Origin of the sequence: Streptomyces cathayae, from assembly GCF_029760955.1 — a bacterium.
In the GTDB taxonomy this organism is placed as follows: domain Bacteria; phylum Actinomycetota; class Actinomycetes; order Streptomycetales; family Streptomycetaceae; genus Streptomyces; species Streptomyces cathayae.
The window spans coordinates 2,073,185-2,092,634 of sequence record NZ_CP121682.1 but is presented as its reverse complement, the minus strand read 5'-3'; the positions used below and the strand labels follow the sequence as shown (position 1 = coordinate 2,092,634).

Annotated in this window: 19 protein-coding genes; 14 read left to right on the top strand and 5 right to left on the bottom strand. The window is 72.8% G+C overall.

The window, feature by feature from the left end; translation table 11 throughout:
- Positions 1-43: 43 nt before the first annotated feature.
- From PYS65_RS09455 to PYS65_RS09410, 10 genes are all read left to right on the top strand, one after another.
- Positions 44-2,974, top strand: coding sequence for a bifunctional acetate--CoA ligase family protein/GNAT family N-acetyltransferase (locus PYS65_RS09455; RefSeq protein WP_279333408.1), 2,931 nt, complete (start codon positions 44-46; stop codon positions 2,972-2,974).
- 539 nt (positions 2,975-3,513) lie between these two features.
- Positions 3,514-6,357, top strand: a complete 2,844-nt coding sequence (locus tag PYS65_RS09450) for a Na+/H+ antiporter subunit A (RefSeq protein ID WP_279333407.1) — start codon at positions 3,514-3,516, stop codon at positions 6,355-6,357.
- On the top strand, positions 6,354-6,914 hold the full coding sequence (locus PYS65_RS09445) for a Na(+)/H(+) antiporter subunit C (protein WP_279333406.1): 561 nt from the start codon (positions 6,354-6,356) through the stop codon (positions 6,912-6,914). Before PYS65_RS09450 ends, PYS65_RS09445 begins: the two co-directional genes overlap by 4 nt.
- Positions 6,911-8,518: a Na+/H+ antiporter subunit D gene (locus tag PYS65_RS09440; RefSeq protein ID WP_279333405.1), complete on the top strand. Its 1,608-nt coding sequence runs from the start codon at positions 6,911-6,913 to the stop codon at positions 8,516-8,518. The genes PYS65_RS09445 and PYS65_RS09440 overlap by 4 nt, the downstream gene beginning before the upstream one ends.
- Positions 8,515-9,129 (top strand): Na+/H+ antiporter subunit E, encoded by a 615-nt coding sequence (locus PYS65_RS09435; protein ID WP_279333404.1) that lies wholly within the window; start codon positions 8,515-8,517, stop codon positions 9,127-9,129. Before PYS65_RS09440 ends, PYS65_RS09435 begins: the two co-directional genes overlap by 4 nt.
- Entirely contained in the window at positions 9,126-9,392 is a 267-nt protein-coding gene (locus PYS65_RS09430) for a monovalent cation/H+ antiporter complex subunit F (RefSeq protein ID WP_279333403.1), read from the top strand. The genes PYS65_RS09435 and PYS65_RS09430 overlap by 4 nt, the downstream gene beginning before the upstream one ends.
- On the top strand, positions 9,389-9,772 hold the full coding sequence (gene mnhG, locus PYS65_RS09425) for a monovalent cation/H(+) antiporter subunit G (protein ID WP_279333402.1): 384 nt from the start codon (positions 9,389-9,391) through the stop codon (positions 9,770-9,772). The genes PYS65_RS09430 and mnhG overlap by 4 nt, the downstream gene beginning before the upstream one ends.
- Positions 9,773-9,911: 139 nt before the next feature.
- Positions 9,912-10,508: a DUF5998 family protein gene (locus PYS65_RS09420; RefSeq protein WP_279333400.1), complete on the top strand. Its 597-nt coding sequence runs from the start codon at positions 9,912-9,914 to the stop codon at positions 10,506-10,508.
- Positions 10,508-11,758: an alkaline phosphatase family protein gene (locus tag PYS65_RS09415; RefSeq protein ID WP_279333399.1), complete on the top strand. Its 1,251-nt coding sequence runs from the start codon at positions 10,508-10,510 to the stop codon at positions 11,756-11,758. The genes PYS65_RS09420 and PYS65_RS09415 overlap by 1 nt, the downstream gene beginning before the upstream one ends.
- Before the next feature lie 85 nt (positions 11,759-11,843).
- Positions 11,844-12,488 (top strand): thymidine kinase, encoded by a 645-nt coding sequence (locus tag PYS65_RS09410; RefSeq protein WP_279333398.1) that lies wholly within the window; start codon positions 11,844-11,846, stop codon positions 12,486-12,488.
- Positions 12,489-12,675: 187 nt separating this feature from the next.
- Here PYS65_RS09410 and PYS65_RS09405 read toward each other — a convergent pair whose 3' ends face one another.
- Both PYS65_RS09405 and PYS65_RS09400 read right to left on the bottom strand, forming a co-directional pair.
- Positions 12,676-12,876 carry a DUF397 domain-containing protein gene (locus tag PYS65_RS09405; protein ID WP_279333397.1) on the bottom strand — a complete coding sequence of 67 codons (201 nt, stop codon included), beginning with the start codon at positions 12,874-12,876 and terminating at the stop codon, positions 12,676-12,678.
- Positions 12,873-13,760, bottom strand: a complete 888-nt coding sequence (locus PYS65_RS09400) for a helix-turn-helix domain-containing protein (protein ID WP_279333396.1) — start codon at positions 13,758-13,760, stop codon at positions 12,873-12,875. Before PYS65_RS09400 ends, PYS65_RS09405 begins: the two co-directional genes overlap by 4 nt.
- Before the next feature lie 430 nt (positions 13,761-14,190).
- On the opposite strand from PYS65_RS09400, the gene PYS65_RS09395 reads away from it, so the two are divergent.
- From PYS65_RS09395 to PYS65_RS09385, 3 genes are read left to right on the top strand one after another with little or no spacing between them, the layout of a single operon-like run.
- Positions 14,191-14,622 (top strand): hypothetical protein, encoded by a 432-nt coding sequence (locus tag PYS65_RS09395; RefSeq protein ID WP_279333395.1) that lies wholly within the window; start codon positions 14,191-14,193, stop codon positions 14,620-14,622.
- A complete protein-coding gene (locus tag PYS65_RS09390) occupies positions 14,616-14,849 on the top strand; it encodes a helix-turn-helix transcriptional regulator (RefSeq protein WP_279333394.1) in 234 nt (77 codons plus the stop codon). The genes PYS65_RS09395 and PYS65_RS09390 overlap by 7 nt, the downstream gene beginning before the upstream one ends.
- Positions 14,846-15,862 carry an NAD(P)-dependent alcohol dehydrogenase gene (locus tag PYS65_RS09385; protein WP_279333393.1) on the top strand — a complete coding sequence of 339 codons (1,017 nt, stop codon included), beginning with the start codon at positions 14,846-14,848 and terminating at the stop codon, positions 15,860-15,862. Before PYS65_RS09390 ends, PYS65_RS09385 begins: the two co-directional genes overlap by 4 nt.
- A 126-nt stretch (positions 15,863-15,988) precedes the next feature.
- Here PYS65_RS09385 and PYS65_RS09380 read toward each other — a convergent pair whose 3' ends face one another.
- Positions 15,989-16,729 carry a ricin-type beta-trefoil lectin domain protein gene (locus tag PYS65_RS09380; RefSeq protein WP_279333392.1) on the bottom strand — a complete coding sequence of 247 codons (741 nt, stop codon included), beginning with the start codon at positions 16,727-16,729 and terminating at the stop codon, positions 15,989-15,991.
- Between the two features lie 383 nt (positions 16,730-17,112).
- Positions 17,113-17,397, bottom strand: a complete 285-nt coding sequence (locus PYS65_RS09375) for a hypothetical protein (protein ID WP_279333391.1) — start codon at positions 17,395-17,397, stop codon at positions 17,113-17,115.
- A gap of 141 nt (positions 17,398-17,538) precedes the next feature.
- Here PYS65_RS09375 and PYS65_RS09370 point away from each other — a divergent pair, with 141 nt between their 5' ends.
- Positions 17,539-18,360 (top strand): hypothetical protein, encoded by an 822-nt coding sequence (locus tag PYS65_RS09370; RefSeq protein ID WP_279333390.1) that lies wholly within the window; start codon positions 17,539-17,541, stop codon positions 18,358-18,360.
- Positions 18,361-18,551: 191 nt separating this feature from the next.
- Here PYS65_RS09370 and PYS65_RS09365 read toward each other — a convergent pair whose 3' ends face one another.
- Complete coding sequence (locus PYS65_RS09365) at positions 18,552-19,355, bottom strand: VOC family protein (RefSeq protein WP_279333389.1); 804 nt, start codon at positions 19,353-19,355, stop codon at positions 18,552-18,554.
- Between the last annotated feature and the right edge of the window lie 95 nt (positions 19,356-19,450).

Genomic DNA, 19,450 nt, shown 5'->3' with positions numbered 1-19,450 from the left:
CTGCCTCGCGCTGTCGTCGTACGCGAGCCGTACTCTGGGGCCCATGCAGATCTCGTCGGACCGGCACGAGTACCCCGCCCACTGGGAGGCCGACGTGGTGCTGCGCGACGGCGGCACCGCGCGCGTGCGGCCCATCACCGTCGATGACGCCGAGCGCCTGGTCAGCTTCTACGAGCAGGTGTCGGACGAGTCGAAGTACTACCGCTTCTTCGCGCCCTACCCTCGCCTGTCCGCCAAGGACGTGCACCGGTTCACACACCACGACTTCGTGGACCGGGTGGGACTCGCGGCCACGGTGGGCGGCGAGTTCATCGCCACCGTACGCTACGACCGGATCGGCCCCGACGGGACACCCGCCTCCTCCCACCCGTCGCCCGCCGGAGAGCCCGCCCCTCCGGTCTCCGACGAGGCCGAGGTCGCCTTCCTGGTGCAGGACGCCCACCAGGGCCGGGGCATCGCCTCCGCCCTCCTCGAGCACATCGCCGCCGTCGCGCGCGAGCGCGGCATCCGCCGGTTCGCCGCCGAGGTGCTGCCGGCCAACAGCAAGATGATCAAGGTGTTCACGGACGCCGGGTACACCCAGAAGCGCAGCTTCGAGGACGGCGTCGTCCGCCTGGAGTTCGACCTCGAACCCACCGACCGTTCGCTGGCCGTGCAGCAGGCGCGCGAGCAGCGTGCCGAGGCCCGTTCCGTGCGGCGCCTGCTCACCCCCGGCTCGGTCGCGGTCATAGGCGCCGGCCGCAGGCCCGGCAGCGTGGGCCGCAGCCTCCTCGACAACATCCGGGACGGCGGATTCACCGGCCGCCTGTACGCCGTGAACAAGGCCTTCCCCCCGGAGCTGAAGGAACTCGCCGGCAGCGACGGGGACGACGGGGGCGACGGGGTGCCCGCCCACCGTTCGGTGCGTGACATCGACGGGCAGGTCGACCTCGCCGTCGTCGCGGTACCCGCCGAGCAGGTCCCCGAGGTCGTCGCCGAGTGCGGCGAGCACGGGGTGCGGGGGCTCGTCGTGACGTCCGCCGGATACGCCGAGGCGGGACCCGAGGGCCGCGAGCGCCAGCGCGCCCTCGTCCGGCAGGCGCGTACGTACGGCATGCGGATCATCGGGCCGAACGCGTTCGGTGTCATCAACACCTCCCCGGACGTGCGGCTGAACGCCTCGCTCGCGCCCGAGATGCCGCGCCCCGGCCGCATCGGCCTGTTCGCCCAGTCCGGAGCCATCGGCATCGCCCTGCTGTCGCGGCTGCACCGGCGCGGCGGAGGCGTCACCGGCGTCACGGGCGTGTCCACCTTCGTCTCGTCCGGCAACCGCGCCGACGTCTCCGGCAACGACGTCATGCAGTACTGGTACGACGACCCGGACACCGATGTCGCCCTGATGTACCTGGAGTCCATCGGCAACCCCCGCAAGTTCACCCGCCTCGCCCGCCGGACCGCGGCGGTGAAGCCACTCGTCGTGGTCCAGGGAGCCCGCCACGGCGCCGGGCCCCGCGGGCACGCCGTGCGGGCGACGCGACTGCCGCACGAGACCGTCTCCGCGCTGCTGCGACAGGCCGGGGTGACCCGGGTGGACACCATCACGGAACTGGTCGACGCGGGCCTGCTGCTCGCCCGCCAGCCGCTGCCGTCCGGGCCCCGGGTGGCGATCCTGGGCAACTCCGAGTCCCTGGGGCTGCTCACCTACGAGGCGTGCCTCGCCGAGGGGCTGCGCCCGCACCACCCGCTGGACCTCACCACCGCGGCCTCGGCGGCGGACTTCCACGCGGCCCTGTCCCGGGCGCTGGCCGACGACACCTGCGACGCGGTGGTCGTGACCGCGATCCCGGCGCTGGGGGGAAGGACGCCCGGCTCCGTCGGCGACGCGGCGCTCGCCGAGGCGCTGCGCTCGGCCGCCGCCGCGACCCCGTCCAAGCCGGTCCTGGTGGTCCACGTGGAACTCGGCGGCCTGGCGGAGGCCCTGTCGGCGGCGGCGAGCACGGCCCCGCGGGCGGAGCCGCCCGCCCCGCCCCGCCCCACCCCGCCGGCGGCCCCGCCCCGCCCCGCGCCGCCGGCCGGGGAGCGCGCACCCGCCGGCAGCCCCGTGCCGGCGCCCGTGGTCCTCCCCGAGGACGCCCACCTCATCCCCGCCTACCCCGCAGCCGAACGCGCCGTCCGCGCCCTCGCCCACTCCGTCACCTACGCCCAGTGGCGGCGGGACGCCGCCGACCCCGGCAAGGTGCCCCAGTACGAGGACATCGACGAGAAGGGTGCCGCCGAACTCATCCACGCGCAGCTCGCCCGCGGGCAGAGCCCGGCCCTCGGCGTCGAGGAGACCTGCGCACTGCTCGGCGCCTACGGCATCCACGTCCACCGCGCCCTCCCGGCCCCCACGCCCGACGCCGCCGTCGAGGCCGCCCGCACCCTGGGGCACCCCGTCGCCCTCAAGGTGACCGCCCCGCACCTCAGGCACCGCGCCGACCTGGGCGGCGTACGGCTGGACCTGGCGGACGAGGAGCAACTGCGCCGGGCGTACGCCGAACTGACCCGGCAGCTCGGCACGCCCGAGGAACTGCGCCCCGTCGTGCAGCGGATGGCGCCGCGCGGTGTCGACACCATCGTCCGCGCGGTGATCGATTCCGCGGCCGGTGCGGTGCTGTCCTTCGGGCTCGCCGGACCCCCTTCGCAGCTGCTCGGAGACATGGCGCACCGGCTGGTCCCGGTCACCGACCGGGAGGCGACCTCCCTGGTGAGGTCGATCCGCACCGCGCCCCTGCTGTTCGGCTGGCGCGGCTCGGCCCCGGTCGACACCCCCGCGCTGGAGGAACTGCTGCTGCGGGTGTCGCGGCTGGTCGACGACCATCCCGAGGTCGTCGCCGTCGACCTGGAACCGGTGGTCGTCGCCACCCACGGCGTGAGCGTCCTCAGTGCCTCCGTACGCCTGGCGCCGCCGCCCGCCCGCGACGACCTCGGCCCCCGGACGCTCCCGGCGTACTGACCGGCGTACCGAGGAGGGGCGCACGCTCTCACGGGTTCCGACCCGGCAGGCTCTCCGGGTGTTTGACGGCACGTCGGGCGGGTTACCCGCACCCCGTCCGCCCACCTGCCCGCCCGACGAACGGAGAGAACGGCATGCGCCTCGGGGCCAGCGACGCCGGCAGAACCCGATCCCCCTCGCCCGGCACGACACCCGCACGGGGAAGGCACGCCGACCTCTTCGCCGGACCCCTCGCCGAGCCCTCCGCCGACCCCCGCCGTGCGTACGGCCGATCCGCCGCCCGGCCGTACGCACGGCTGCCGCAGCCCGACGCGGACCACCGACCCCGTACGCGCACCGGGTGCCGGCCCTGAACGGAAGCCGTGCGGCTCCGCCGAGCCGTGCGCCCTGCTCCGTGTGTGGCGCGGCGACGTCCCTTCGGGCGGCTCTCCCTGCTACACAGAGCACTGATACCGACTAACCGGACATACCTCTCAAGGCTCGAGCGGAGGCCGCTCGCGCGTCAGCGGTCGGGCCACCGTGAAGGAGTAGGTGCTGACGTGCTGGTCCTGCTGGCCGCCTATGCGACGGTCGCAGTGTCGATCCCCTGGTGGGAACGGCGGCTCGGCCGGGCGGTGTGGGCCGTGGCGGCCCTGGTGCCGTCGGCGACGGTGGTCTGGGCGGGCACGCGGGCGGCGGGCGTCCTGGACGGCGGCGCGTACCAGGAGTCCCTGCGGTGGGCTCCGTCGCTCGGTCTGACGGTCGATCTGCGCCTGGACGCCCTGTCGCTGCTGATGCTGTGGGTGGTGGCCGGTGTCGGGGTGCTGGTGCTGCTGTACTGCCGGTACTACGTCGAACAGGACGCCGGCCCGCTGGCCGCCCTGCTGCTGGCCTTCGCCGGGGCGATGATCGGACTGGTCCTGGCGGACAACCTCTTCGTGCTGTACGTCTTCTGGGAGCTGACCACGGTCGCCTCCTTCCTGCTGATCGCGGGTCCCGGAAAGCGGGCCGAACAGCGCCGGGCGGCCCGTCAGGCCCTGCTGGTGACGGTGGCCGGCGGCCTGGCGATGCTGCTCGGTTTCATCGTGCTGGGCCAGGCGGCCGGCACCTACCGCGTCTCGGCGATCCTCGCGGACCCCCCGCGGGGCGGCGCGGTCTCCGCCGCCGTGGTGCTCGTCCTGGCCGGCGCGTTCACCAAGTCCGCGCAGATGCCGCTGCACGGCTGGCTGCCCGCGGCGATGGTGGCCCCCACACCGGTCAGCGCCTTCCTGCACGCGGCGGCGATGGTCAAGGCCGGGGTCTACCTGATCGCCCGCCTGGCGCCCGCCCTGGCCGACGTGGCGCCGTGGCGGCCGATGGTGCTCGGCGTGGGGCTCGCCACGATGGTGGTGGCCGCGTGGCGGGCGCTGCGCGAGACCGACCTGAAGCTGCTCCTCGCCTACGGGACCGTCAGCGAACTCGGTCTGCTGACCGCCCTGCTGGGCGCCGGGACCCGGACGGCGGCGCTGGCCGGCGTGGTGATGCTGCTGGCGCACGCGGCGTTCAAGTCGGCGCTGTTCCTGTCCGTCGGGATCGTGGACCACCACACCGGTACCCGCGACATCCGGGAGCTGTCGGGACTGGGCCGCCGGCTGCCCGTGCTCTTCGGCGTCACGGCACTCGCCGCCGCGTCGATGGCCGGTCTGCCGCCCCTCATCGGCTTCCTGGGCAAGGAAGCCGCCCTGGAGGCGTTCCTGCACGGCACCGAACTCGCCGGCCACCAGCAGCTGACGGTGGTGCTGGTGGTCGGCTCCGCGCTGACCGTGGCGTTCGCGGCACGGTTCCTGCACGGCGCCTTCGGCGGACCGCCGGCGGAGCGGGCGGCGCGGTCCGCGCGCGGACCGGAGGCGGGATTCGTCGCACCGGTGGCCGTACTGTCCGGGGCGGGCCTGGTGCTGGGCGTGGCGTACCCCGCCACGGCGGCCCTGACCACCGCCTACGCCAACGCCTATCCGCCGGGGGCCGGCGGGCCGTACGCACTGGCCCTGTGGCCCGGGTTCACCCCGGCTCTCGGGCTGTCCGTGCTGTCGCTCGGCGCCGGTCTCCTGATCCACGCGCTCCGCCGCCGCGCCGCCGTGGTGAACCGCCTGCCGCGCCTGACCGACGTGCAGTACGCGTACGACCGCGCGGTCGAGGGCGTGGACCGGCTGGCCGTGACCCTGACCCGGCACACCCAGGTCGGCTCGCTGCCCGTCTATCTGACCGTGCTGCTCACGACGGTCGTCGCGGTGCCCGGCGCGGCACTCCTGGCGGCGGCACCGTCGCTGGGGTCACCGCCCCTGTGGCGGTACTCGCTCGAACCGGTGCTGGCCGTGGTCATGCTGGCGGCCGCCGCGGCGGTGGTGGCCGCCCGGCACCGGCTCACCGCCATCCTGCTCACCGGGGCCGTCGGGTACGGCGCGGCGGGCCTGTTCCTGGTCCGCGGAGCCCCGGACCTGGCGCTCACCCAGTTCCTGGTCGAGACGACGACGCTGGTCGTCGTGGTGCTGGTGCTGCGCCGGATGCCGGCCCGGTTCGATTCCGGCCGCAGGTCGGTGCCGGGGCGGGTGCTGCGGGGCACGGTGGCCGTCGGGGTCGGCGCCGTCGTCACCTGCTTCGCGCTGGCGGCGGCCTCCGCGCGGACGGCCCCGGTGATCTCGCCCGGATACCTGCGCCGGGCGGCGGAGACGGGCGCCCTCAACGTCGTCGACGCGATCATCGTCGACTTCCGGGCCCTGGACACGCTGGGCGAGATCTCGGTCGTGCTGGTGGCGGCGGTCGGAGTGGGCAGCCTGATCCGGTTCCACGACCGTGACGCGGTACAGGTCGCCGACGAGGAGCCGCTCGCCCGCTTCCCCACCACGCACTGGGACGAGCCCCGGCAGACCTGGCTGCCGGGGGCCGGCGAACGGCCCGGCGGCGAGCGCTCGGTCCTGATGGAGGTGGCCATCCGGCTGCTCTTCCCCTCGATCCTGGTGCTCTCGGTGTTCCTGCTGTTCTCGGGGCACTACCGCCCCGGCGGAGGGTTCTCCGGCGGACTGGTCGCGGGGCTGGCGTTCGTCCTGCGGTACCTCGTCGGCGGCCAGGCCGACCTCGGCGCCGCCGTACGCCTGCGCCCGGTCGCCGTCGCGGGCACGGGCCTGGCGATCGCGGCGGTCACCGCCCTGGTGCCGCTGGCCGTCGGCGGTGCGCCGCTGGACAGCGCTCTGCTGAGCTGGCACCTGCCGCTGCTGGGCGAGGTGAAGTGGGCGACCAGCCTGTTCCTCGACGTCGGCGTCTACCTGGTCGTGGTCGGTGTCGTCCTCAAGCTCCTGGCGGCGGTGGGCGTCTCGCTCGGCGAGGCCGGTGCGACGGCGGCCGGGGAAGGGGAGGGATCCGTCCGGTGAACGGCACGGTGGACAACACGGTGAACACCCTCGACGTGACGATGGCCGTCGTGGTGGGCGGCCTGTTCACGATCGGCTTCCACCTCATGCTGCAACGGTCCCTGATGCGGATCGTCCTCGGCTTCATCCTCCTGGGCCACGGCACCAACCTGCTGCTCCTGGTCGCCGGCGGCACCCCCGGCCGGCCCCCGGTACTGGACGGGCAGCCGGTGAACCCGGCGGAGCCCGCCGACCCGCTGCCCCAGGCCATGGCACTGACGTCGATCGTGATCACGTTCGGTCTCACGGCGTTCCTGATGGCCCTCGCCTACCGCTCCTGGCGGTTGTCCGGCAGCGACGAGGTGCGCGACGACGTGGAGGACCGACGCATCGACATCGCCCTGCAGCGTGCCGGGTCCGACGAGGTGAGCGGCACCCACGACGGCGACGGACCCGGCGGCGACGAATCCGACGGCGACGGACCCGGCGGCGACGAATCCGACGGCGACGGACCCGACGGCGGCGGCGACGAGCCGGACCACCGCGACCATGGCACCGCCCCGGGGGACCACCGATGACCGCACTGCTGCTCGTCCTGCCCGTGGTGCTGCCGATCCTGGCCGCCGGTGTGTCCCTGCTCGGCCTGCCCGGCCGGGTGGTCCGCGTGATGAGCACCCTCGTCCTGGCGGGCGTCCTGGCGGACGCGGTGGCTCTGCTCGTCCTCGCCGACACCCGCGGTCCGCAGGCCGTGCACGTCGGCGGCTGGCCGGCCCCGCTGGGCATCACGCTCGTCGCCGACCGGCTGTCGGCGCTCCTGCTCATGGTGTCCGTCCTGGTGACCCTGGCCGTGCTGCTCTTCGCCATCGGCCAGGGCACCGCCGAGGACCGCCGCAGCACGGCGGAGGTCTTCCACCCCGCCTATCTGCTGCTCGTCGCCGGGGTGGGCCTGGCCTTCCTCACCGGCGACCTGTTCAACCTCTTCGTGGCCTTCGAAGTGCTGCTCGCCGCCTCCTACGTCCTGATCACCCTGGACGCCGACGGAAACCGCACCCGGGCGGGCATGACGTACACGATCATCAGTCTGACGTCCTCCCTGCTGTTCCTCACGCTCGTCGGCCTGGTGTACGCGGCCACCGGCACGGTCACCCTGGCCCAGCTCGGGCCGCGGCTCGCCGAACTCCCCGACGGCCTGCGCGGCGCGCTCGCCCTGCTGCTCCTGGCCGTCCTGGGCATCAAGGCGGCACTCGTCCCCCTGCACTTCTGGCTGCCCGACAGCTACCCCACCGCGCCGGCGCCGATCACCGCCGTGTTCGCCGCGCTGCTGACCAAGGTCGCCGTCTACGCCCTGCTGCGCACCCAGACGCTGCTCTTCCCGCGCTCCAGCGTGTGGACCCTGCTGGCCTGCGTGGCGATCGCCACCATGATCGTGGGCATCCTCGGCGCCCTCGCCCAGGACGACGTCAACCGGCTGCTGTCCTTCGCCCTCGTCAGCCACATCGGCTTCATGCTCTTCGGACTCGCGCTGTTCGACACCATCGGGCTCACCGGCACGGTCCTCTACATGGTCCACCACATCGTCGTCCAGGCCGCGCTCTTCCTGGCCGCCGCCCTCGTCGTACGCCACACGGAGACGACGGGCCTGGAACGCATGGCGCAGCGGCCGCCCCCGACGCCGGTGGTCGCCGTGCTGTTCGCCCTCCCCGCCCTGAGCCTGGCCGGGATCCCGCCGTTCTCCGGGTTCGTGGCCAAACTGACCCTGCTGCGGGCCGGCGCGGGACAGGGCGGCACCGCGGCGTACGCCCTCGCCGCGACCGCCCTGCTCACCAGCCTGCTGACGCTCTACGCCATGACCCGGGTGTGGACCAGGGCCTTCATGCGGCAGAAGCCGTACCCGGACCGCCGCGACGCGGACCGTCCGGACCCGCACCGCCGCGAGGGCGACCGCCGGGCCCCGGCGCCGCGGGACGAGCCCACGGCCTCCGACACCGTCCGCAGCCCGGAGTCCCACGCGGGCCGGTACGGGGCCGGGCTGATGACCGCCGCCACCGCCGTCATGGTGGTGACCAGCGTCGCGGTCGCCGTCTGGGCGGGCCCGCTCGCCCACGTCGGCGAACAGGCCGCACGCGAACTGCTCGATCCGCGGGCCTACCGCTCCGCCGTCATGACCGGGGAGGACCGTTGACCGGCCGGGAGAAGACCCACCGGATCCGGCACCACCTGCCCATGGTCGGCTGGCTGTGGCTGCTGTGGATCCTGCTGTGGGGGTCCGTGGGCCCGGTGGTCCTCGTCGGCGGCCTGCTCGTCGCCCTGGCCGTCGTCGGGACCTTCTCCCTGCCGCCGGTCCTGCCGGGGGCCGTGCCCCGGCCCCTGGCGATCGGGCGCCTGCTGATCGCCCTGCTGACCGACCTCATCGGGTCCGGGACCGCCGTCGCCTGGCAGGTCCTGAGGTACGGGGGGAAAACATCCGCCGCGATCGTCGAGGTCCCGCTGCGCGTCGACAGCGACCTGCTGATCACCGCCGTGGCCGAGTTCACCACCATCGCGCCCGGCACGCTGGTGGTCGAGATCGACCGGCGCCGGCAACGGCTGTACGTCCACACGATCCCGGTCCACGACGAAGCCGACATCGCCCGCCGCAGAGAGGCGGTGCAGTCCGTGGAACGCAGGGTCGCGCGGGCCGTCGGCACCACCCGCCGCCGCACCGGACCGCCCGGAGACGACGGCTCCGGACCGCCCGGAGACACCGGCACCGGGCCTTCCCCCGACCCCGATCGAGGAGGCAGCACCCCATGACCGCCGTGTACACCGCCACCCTGGCCATGCTGGCCGCGGCCGGACTGCTCACCCTGCTGCGCCTCGTGCGCGGCCCGGACGCGCTCAACCGCATCGTGGCGCTGGACGTCCTCCTGACGATGATCATCGCCGGGACCGCCGTGGGCATGCCCGTGCGCGAGGACACCACAGCCCTGCCCGTGCTTGTCGTCCTCGCCCTGCTCGCCTTCACCGGATCGGTGACGGCCGCCCACCTGGTCGAGAAGCGGGCGGGCCTGCGATGACCGCCGTGTCCGACGTGGCCACCGCCGTCCTGCTCCCGGCCGGTGCGATCTTCTGCCTGCTCGGCTCCGTGGGACTGCTCCGCTTCCCGGACATCGGCAGCCGCCTGCACGCGGCCGCCAAGGCCCAGACGCTCGGCCTGCTGCTCATCCTGTCGGGGACCGCCGCGCAGACGCCCCTGCGCTACGCGCCGGTGCTCCTGCTCGTCATCCTGTTCCAGTTGCTCACCGCGCCGATCACCAGCCAGATCGTCGGCCGTACCGCCTACCGGGTCCAGGCCCTCGACCGCCGCAAACTGTTCCGGGACGAACTCGCCGACCGCCTCGCGCTCGACGGCACCCCGGTGGACGCGCAGCCGTCGAGCGAGGACGCGGACCGGTGAAGCGGATCGGTGAAGCGGATCGGTGACGCCCCGCCGCTCGAACGACCGGGCGGCTTCGCCGAGCGGCCCCCGGTGGGCCCGCACCGGCGCGAGCCGGAGTGCCGCGACCGGTGCTTCGCAGTCAGCGACCCCCCGTAGGATGGGCGCCATGGCCAAGACCAGTACGACGACCCAGGGGCTGCGAGCGGCGATCGAGCGCAGCGGCTACTACCCGGCCCTCGTGGCCGAGGCGGTGGAGGCCGCCGTGGGCGGCGAGCCCGTTCGGTCGTACCTGGTCCACCAGGAGACGACGTTCGACCAGAACGAGGTGCGGCGCCATGTGACCGTGCTCGTCCTCACCGGCAACCGCTTCATCGTCAGCCACACCGACGAGCAGGCCGCCGACTCCACCTCCCCGACGCCCTACGCCACCACGTCCACGGAGTCCGTGAAGCTCGGCCGGATCTCGTCGATCGTGGTCAGCCGTGTGGTCGCCAACCCCGAGTCGTACAAGCCGGGCACCCTGCCCCGCGAGATCGTGCTCACCATCGGCTGGGGCGCGGTCTCCCGCCTCGACCTGGAGCCGGCCGCCTGCGGCGACCCCAACTGCGAGGCCGACCACGGCTACACCGGCAGCTCGACCGCCGACGACCTCAGCCTGCGGGTCAGCGAGGCCGGGGACGGACCGGAGACGGTGCGCCAGGCGCTCGCCTTCGCGCAGGCCCTCTCCGAGGCGACCGCGGATCCCACGAACTGATGACAGACACCTCCCGGACCCCGCACACCCCGAATCCCGCGCCGGCCGCCCACACCACCGCCTGGCCCCTCATCCCCGGGGCCCACCCCGAGCCCCTCGCCCCGGCCTCCGCACCCCGGCCCGAATACGGCACCGGCTCACTGGCCGACCTGCTGCCCACGCTCGCCGCGGGCATGGGCGTCCCCGGTCTCACCGCCGCGATCCCCGAGCTGGCCCCCGCCGACCGGAACTGCGTGTTCCTGATCGACGGCCTCGGCTGGGAGCAGCTGGCGGCGCACCCCGAGGAAGCCCTGTTCATGGCGTCCCTGCTGCCCGGCTCGCGCGGCGGCACCGGACGGCCGATCACCACGGGCTACCCGGCCACCACCGCCACCTCCCTCGCCTCCGTCGGCACCGGTCTGCCGCCCGGAGCGCACGGCCTGCCCGGGTACACCGTGCGCAACCCGGACACCGGCGAACTGATGAACCAGCTGCGCTGGCAGCCCTGGACCCGACCCGACACCTGGCAGCCGTACCCCACCGTCTTCGAACTGGCCCACCGCGCCGGGGTGCACGCCGCCCAGGTGTCCTCGCCCACCTTCGCCCACACACCGCTGACGAAGGTCGCGCTGAGCGGCGGCACCTTCCACGGGCGGCTCTCCGGCGAGGAGCGCATGGACCTCGCGGCCGAACAACTGGCCGCCGCCGACCGCTCCCTGGTCTACACGTACTACGCCGAGGTCGACGGCGCCGGACACCGCTACGGCGTCGACTCCGACACCTGGCGAGGCCAGCTCATGTACGTGGACCGCCTGGTCCAGCGCCTGGCCGAACAGCTCCCGCCGCGCAGCGCGCTCTACGTCACCGCCGACCACGGGATGGTCGACGTGCCCTTCGACGAGGAGCACCGCATCGACTTCGACCACGACTGGGAGCTGGGCGCCGGGGTCGCCCTGCTCGGCGGCGAGGGCCGCGCCCGCCACGTCTACGCCGTCCCCGGCGCCGAGAACGACGTACTGACCTGCTGGCGCGAGGTGCTCGGTGAGCAGTTCTGGGTGGCCTCGCGGGACGAGGCGATCGCGGCGGGCTGGTTCGGCCCCCGCGTCGACGACCGCGTCCACCACCGCATCGGCGATGTGGTCGCCGCCGCGCGGGACGACGTACTGGTCATCGCCTCGGAGCGGGAGCCGAACGAGTCGGCGATGGTCGGCAACCACGGTTCGCTGACCCCGGCCGAGCAGCTGGTCCCGCTGCTCGAAGTACGCTCCTGAGGCTCCCGCCCGCCGACCCCCGCCCGCCGACCCCCGCCCGTCGCCTCCGACCCGGCCCGCCCCACCGAAAGGTGCCCAACCTCCCATGCCCGAGCTGGTGTTCTTCTCCGGAACGATGGACTGCGGGAAGTCGACGCTGGCTCTCCAGATCGAGCACAACCGCTCGGCGCGCGGCCTGGTGGGCATGATCTTCACCCGTAACGACCGTGCCGGGGAGGGCAAGTTGTCCTCCCGCCTCGGCCTGGTCACCGACGCGGTGGAGGTCGGGGACCGAGCGGACCTGTACACGCACCTCGTCGACCACCTCACACAGGGCAGGCGCGCGGACTACGTGATCGCGGACGAGGCACAGTTCCTGGCCCCGGAGCAGATAGACCAGCTCGCACGGGTGGTGGACGACCTGGAGATCGACGTCTACGCCTTCGGCATCACGACCGACTTCCGCTCCAAACTGTTCCCGGGCTCCCAGCGCCTGGTCGAACTGGCCGACCGGGTCGAGGTACTCCAGGTCGAGGCCCTGTGCTGGTGCGGCGCCCGCGCCACCCACAACGCCCGCACCGTCGGCGGAGTCATGGTCGTGGAGGGCGCCCAGGTGGTGGTCGGCGACGTCACCGACTCCACGGACGAGGTCGGCTACGAGGTCCTGTGCCGCCGCCACCACCGCCGCCGCATGACAGCCACGACGGCCCGCGCGGCGACTCTGTCACCGGACGTCCTGCCGGTCACCTGACCGCCCGCTCGGTCCGGTCCGCGTGGCCGGTCTTCCGCACGGGCTCACCACGGGGAGGCCGGACGGGCCAGGAGTCCAGCCCCGGTCCCTGTCCCTGCTGCTCGGTGTGGTGCGGGGTGCAGTCCCGAACGTGAGAGCCCTGCCGACCGAAGTTCAGGTCGGCAGGGCTCTCACGACCGTACGAACGTCAGACGTGCCACTCCGACGAGGTCAACTCGACGAATCCCGTCCACGCCTCACGCGAGACCGTGACGACTGACCCGGCGGGGGCCTTCGAGTCACGGATGTGCACAGCAGTTGAAGCAGCTGCGACTTCGATGCACTGGCCGCCCTCGGTGTCGCTGTAGCTGCTCTTGAACCAGGTGAGTTCGGACTCGACGGTGTTCATAGCTCTCCCAGCAACTTCTCGATGAACTGCGAGGACTCTCGCGGACTGAGAGCCTGTGATCGGATGATCCCATAGCGTGCGGCGGCGAGAGCTGTCTGTTCGGGGTCGGCTTCGAGTGTGCTGATTGCGTGGGCCTCGGAGTAGACGAACTTTTTGCCGTCCTTCCGAGTGGCAACGGTGAACGGCCCGTTCACGCCCGCGTTGTCCTCGCAGTTGAACGGCATGACCTGGATCTCGATGTTCCGCTTCTGTCCGATCAGAAGGAGGTGCTCCAGCCGGCCGCTCAGTACGCCCTTGCCGCCGTAGCGTTGCCGCAACACCGCCTCGGACATGACGAACCCCAGTAGTGGCGCGGGCTGCCGGTCGAAGATGTCCTGCCGAACCAACCGCGCGGTCACCCGCTGGTCGATTGTTTCTTGAGTCAAGGGCGGACGCCTCATGCCAAGCAGGGCCCGCATGTACTTCTTGGTCTGGAGCAGGCCGTTGACGATGAGCGCGTCGTACACGAGTAGTTCGATGCACTCCTTCTCCAACTTCGCCATCCCCTGGAATCGGACCGGATACTGAGCCCGCTCCACCTGTTCCTTCCACAGGCACAGCAACCCGCCCGCGCCCAACACCTCATCGGCCTGTTCGATCGTCCTGGGGGACGGAATCCTCCGACCCTGCTCGAACGAGGCGATCGTGGACGCCGAATACCCGAGCCGCCTCCCGAACTCCTCGCGTTCCAGGCGCTCCCGCACCCGCAGTGTCTTCATGGTCTGCCCGAACGCGACGACGACCCCTCGCCCCGCCTCGTCCTCCGGACGCCGTCCGGCCCCGTCGTCGTTGTCCCAGCCGTCTCCGAGACCCACGACTGCTCCTGCGCCCTTGCGTTCCGCCATGTTCACCACCGCCTCTTCTGCTCAACGCCCCGCAAGGGGAGCCGTCACGGCATGCGGCTCGTACTCCTGCGGACGGCGCGCGTACAGCCGTCCCCTGCCCCTGAGCCACCGCCGGTCATGTCGTGCCACCGGCGAGATCGTGAGAGGTGTGACGACGAAACCCGTCAACCCTGCTGGCGCCACTCAACTCAGCTCCTCCTGGGCCCTCTTGTGGAAGGGGGCCAGCCCGTACACGTCATCGGCCTGAACTCCTGAGCGGGCGACGGGGCTCAGTCCGGCCTTTGGATCAGCGCGAACCGCGCCCCCTCCGGGTCCGTCACCGTGGCGGAGGTCGTGGTGTCGTCGGCAGGGAGTGTAAATAATCTTTGACACGATGTCCGGTGCGCTTTACATTGGTCGATGTCAGCTTTGTTTTACATGAGGAGCCGGCATGGCCTTCGAGGAAAAGCGCGCCTGGGTGATGGTCCTGGTCTCCCTGGCCGCGTACACGCTCTACGCGGCGATCGTCCTGGGCCGGGCCGGCGACGGCCCGCTCACCGACGTCGCCTACACGGGAACCCTGCTGTGGACCATCGGCGGCGCCATCGTCGCCGCGATCGTGATCCACATCGCGATGGCCGTCGTGGGCGGCCCCGGCGCCGACCGCACCGACGAGCGCGACCGTGAGATCAACCAGGTCGGTGAGCGCATCGGGCAGTCGATGGTCGTCGTCGGCGCGCTCGCCGCACTGCTCATGGCCATCGCCGAGCTGCGCCACTTCTGGATCGCCAACGCCGTCTACCTGGCGTTCGTGCTCTCCGCGGTGCTCAGCTCGTTCGCCAAGATCATGGCGTACCGCAAGGGCGGCTTCCAGACGTGGTGAAGCCGACGCGGGTCACCAACACCATCCGGACCCTGCGGTTCGCACACGACCAGATGACCCAGGCCGAGCTGGCCGACCGGGTCGGCGTCACCCGCCAGACCATCATCGCGATCGAACAGGGCCGTTACTCCCCCTCGCTGGAGATGGCGTTCCGCATCGCCCGGGTGTTCCGGGTCGGACTCGACGACGTCTTCCAGTACCCCGGCACCGAAGGAGACCCCTCATGAGGGCGATCGTCCAGGACGAGTACGGCCCGCCGCACGTGCTGAGCCTCGGCGAGGTCCCCCTCCCGACGCCCGGTGCCGACCAGGTGCTGATCCGGGTGCACGCGGCCGGCGTCGACTACGGTGTGTGGCACCTGATGACCGGGCTGCCGCTCGTCGCCCGCCTCGGCTTCGGCCTGCGACGGCCCCGCAACCGCGTGCCGGGCATGGACGTGGCCGGCGTCGTGGAGTCCGTCGGCGCCCAGGTGACCGCGTTCCACCCCGGCGACGAGGTGTACGGGGAGGCGACCGGCGCGTACGCGCAGTTCGCGCTCGCCCGTCCGGGCAAGCTCGCCCGCAAACCCGCCAACCTGAGCTTCACCGAAGCGGCGGCCGTCCCCGTGTCGGGGGTGACCGCGCTGCGGGCCGTCGGCCGGGTCACCGCCGGCGAGAAGGTGCTGGTCATCGGCGCCGGCGGCGGAGTGGGCAGCTTCGCGACGCAGCTCGCGGTCGCCGGCGGCGCCCACGTCACCGCCGTGTGCAGCACCGCCAAGGCCGACCTCGTCCGGTCACTGGGCGCCCGGGCCGTCATCGACTACACGCGCGAACCGCTCACCGGGACGTACGACCTGATCATCGACATCGCGGGCCTTCGGCCGCCGGCCCTGCTGCGCGGGCTGCTCACCGAGCGCGGCCGGCTCGTCCTCGTCGGTGGTGAGGGCGGTGGCCGGTGGTTCGGCGGGCTCGGCCGGCTGCTGGCCGCCCGGCTGGTCAACCCGCTCACGCGCCACCGCCTGGACGCGCTGCTCGCGCTGACCCGCACCGCCGACCTGGACGCGCTGCGCGACCTCATCGAGGCCGGGGCCGTGCGACCGGCCGTCGGGCGCACGTACTCCTTGGCGGAGGCCCCGACCGCGGTGGCCGACCTGGCGGCGGGCAACGCACCGGGAAAGCTCGTCATCACGGTTGATCCCGGTGATCCCGGTGATCCCGGTGGCCCCGGGGCGCCGGGGACACCACCCCGCGGCGAGTCCTGACGGTGGCGCAGCCGGATGTGGGAGGCAGCGGGAGGCGCGGGACCGACACGCAACGCGGGTCGACCGGTGCTCCGCCCCCGGGCGGGGCGGAGCACCGGCTCGTTCGCTGCAGGGAGGCCGGACGGATCAGGTGCTCAGACCCGGTCCCTGCCCCTGCTGGTCGGTGTGGTGCGGGGTGCAGTCCCAGATGCCCAGGCGCGTACCGTTACCGGTGCCCCAGCCCAGTGCGTCCAGACAGTGGCCCGAGTGGACGCTGCGCGGCAGACCGCCGGGGGGCTTCTCCCACTTCTGGTTGAGCCCGCTGTGGCAGGTGTTGAGACCGAGCAGCGGTCCGTTCTCCGTCCTGGCGTACTGGACGTCCATGCACTTGCCCATCGCGCGCAGAGTGCCGTCCGAGTGCAGCTTCCACGCCTGGGCCACGCCGCCGTTGCAGTGGTAGAGCTGGATCGGGGTGCCGTCCTTGGTGCCCGCGCCCTTCACGTCCACGCACTGGCCGGAGTGCACGCCCACGATCTGACCCGAACCCGGGGACGGCGGCGGTACGCAGTAGATCTCCACCAGCACCTGGTAGTAGCCCGGGCTGAGCTCCTGACCCACAGGACCTGCGGGCTTCTTGCAACGTGCTTCCGGATAGACCTTGTTCGCGGCCACCGAGTACGCGGTGCCCCAGGCGCTTTCCACCGTGATGTTCCAGGGACCGTAGCCCGCGCCGAGGAAGTACTTCGGTTCGGTGGGAGCAACGGCCGCCGTCTGGGCGGCAGACGCGGCACCGGCTGTGCCCCCGGCCGGGGCCGCCGTCGCCGTGCCGGTGAACGTCGCGGCAGTGGTCAGGGCCGCCGCCGTGGCCAGCCATCGAGCTGATCCCACGTTCGTTCCTCTCGGTCGGTGTCCGTACCGTGCGCGGACGAAAGGGAGTTCGTGTCCGGGGACGAACAGGACGCTACCGACGGGTTCGCCGCATGAGGTCTCACAGGAGCCTCACCCCGGAATCCCTGGCGTGAGCGAGCAGGCCGCGCCGGACATCGAGTTGGACCTACGGACAGGTGCGGCTACGTCCGGGGGAGGACACCCCCTCCCGAATGCGTGAGCACTTTGGCCGCCATTGCCCTGATCTCGCTCGTTTGAGCGCTTGTGTGACACATGCCTGCCGACTGCTCACGGTTTTCCGCAGGGCACCCCTCTCCGGCCCCGCAGCGCCGGACCGTGAAGATGCCCCGCACCGCCCGGTGGGGCACCGTCCGCCACCTGCGTCACCGCAGCGTCGGCCGTCGGCTCCAACCGGCGGGAAGGAACCTGGGCACCCAGCTCAGCGGGGCGCCCTGGCCGCGTAGTTGTGCGCGGTTCGCGGCGGTCGTGCCGTGCGCCCGGCCCTCCTGATCCCGGACGTGCGTCGCGCCGAGGTGGTGGGACAGGTCCGCGAACCATTCGTCCACCTGGCCGTCCACCGCCCGGGCCCGGGAGGCCGGCACCGGCAGCAGTCCGGGCCCGTGGTCCTCACGGGCCGTCTCGGTGGTCCCGTCGGTCGCCCGGGTCAACCGCTCGGCGATCCGTGTTCCTGGTTGCGTCTGCCCAACTGTCGTACCTCATGACCACGGCGATGCTGCCGTATCCGCGCCCACGTAGTGGCTTCGGCCGTCCGCTCGCGGAGCTCCTCAGCCGTGCGCTTGAATGATCGAATGGCTGTGGCAATGGACGAGGAAACGGTGTGCGCGTTCGCCGACGGCACCGAGGCCATCGAGGGGCGGATCCTGCTCGACGGCGGTGCGGTGATCGAGGCGGGGAGCGAGTCCCGAGGCATCGGCGGTCTGGTGCGGGACGGCTCGGGCACCGCCCGCGGGGTCCGGGTGCAGGTCGTGGGGCGGGAACTGACGGCGGAATGCGACGGTGCGTGCGCCCCGACGTCAGGACGCCTGTGCCGGCATGCCGTCGCACTCGCCCTGCACGCCGTCGAGCGGCGCCTGCCCTGGCACGCCACGCCTGCCGACGACGCTCGCCGTGCCCCGGGTGAGGCCCTGGGCGCACTCACCGCCGTGGAGAAGGCCGCGGTGCTGGACCGGTTGCTGGACACCCGACCCGAACTGCACGCGGAAGCCGACCGGTTGGCCCTACGCGTGCTGGACCCGCGGACACGCGCTGAACTGACGGACCTTCAGGAAAGGATCGCGGTCGAGGTCGAAAACGCCCTGCGCACTCTGGACGCGGGCCAGTTGAGCACCGGCCATCGCCCGGGTCTCGGGTACACCGACGTCCACGAGGCCGCGAGCCGCCTGATCGAACCGGTCGTCGAGCGGTACGAGGCCGATGTCCGTCGCCGTCTGGAGTGGGGCATGCCCGACGCGGCCGAGGCCGTGGCCCTCGGCGTACTTGACGGCCTGGACGCCTGTGAAGGCGGCCACGACGGCGACGAGGTGCTGTGCCACGCGGGCGAGGACCTCGCCGAGACCTACGGGTACACCATCCGCGAACTGAGGCACACCGCGGGCCGGGCCGTGGAGTAGCCCCGCAGCACCCGGCCCGCGCCGGGTGGACGTGCAGGCCGGCGGTAACGCGCCGGGCCGACGTCCACGAGGGGCGCGCACAGCGCCGGAACCGGCTGCGACCGGACCGGACCACCGGACCGACGCCGCGTCCGCTTCCTGCCGGAGGAGGTCCTGCGTCCGCGGTCGACGCCGACCACGGAACCCGCCTGTCAGCGAGGGCTCTGCAGGAGCGTGAAGCGGGCGCCCTCCGGGTCCGTCACCGTGACGGTGCGGCCGTGGGGGCCGGTGTGGGACTGTCCGAGGATCTGGCCGCCCAGGCGCGGGACGTGGTCCACCGCGTCGTCGAGGTCGGCCACGGTGAAGTACGTCGTCCAGTGCGGTCCCCGGTCCCGGAGGAGGCCGTTGCCCACGCCGTGGACGGCGGCCACGGGGCGGCCCTCCAGGCTCAGGGTCACGCGGTCGACGTCGGTGGAGATCTCCGGTTCCACGGTGTGGCCGAACACCGACACGTAGAACTTGGCCGCCCGTTCCGCCTCGTAGGTCGTCAGCTCGTTCCAGGCGGGCGCGCCGGGCACCCCGGTGACGGCCGTGCCGAGGTGCGCGGCCGCCTGCCAGACGCCGAAGACGGCCCCCGAGGGGTCGGAGCAGATCGCCAGCCGTCCGGCGTCGGAGGCGTCCAGCGGGCCGACTCCGACCGTGCCGCCGCAGGACCGCACGGCCTCGGCGGTGCGGTCCACGTCCGCGGAGGCGAAGTAGGGCGTCCAGGCGATGGGCAGATGGCGGTCCGGCGGCAGCAGACCGATGCCGGCCACCTCGCAGCCGTCGAGCAGCGCGCGTGCGTACGGGCCGAGTTGCTGCGGGCCGGACCGGAACTCCCAGCCGAACAGCGCTTCGTAGAACCTCCGGGCCGCCTCGGGTCCGTGCACCATGAGACTCACCCAGCAGGGCGCGCCGGGCGCGTGCCGGACGGGTGCTTCACCGTCTCGGCGGGCGGATCCCCGTGTGTCGGTCATCGTCGCTCTCTTCTCGACCCGGGCGAGGGTCGTGTCGCGTTCGCTCCGCGGATCGTCGCCGTACTGCTCCAGGCGTCAGCCACGGCGCCGCGCGC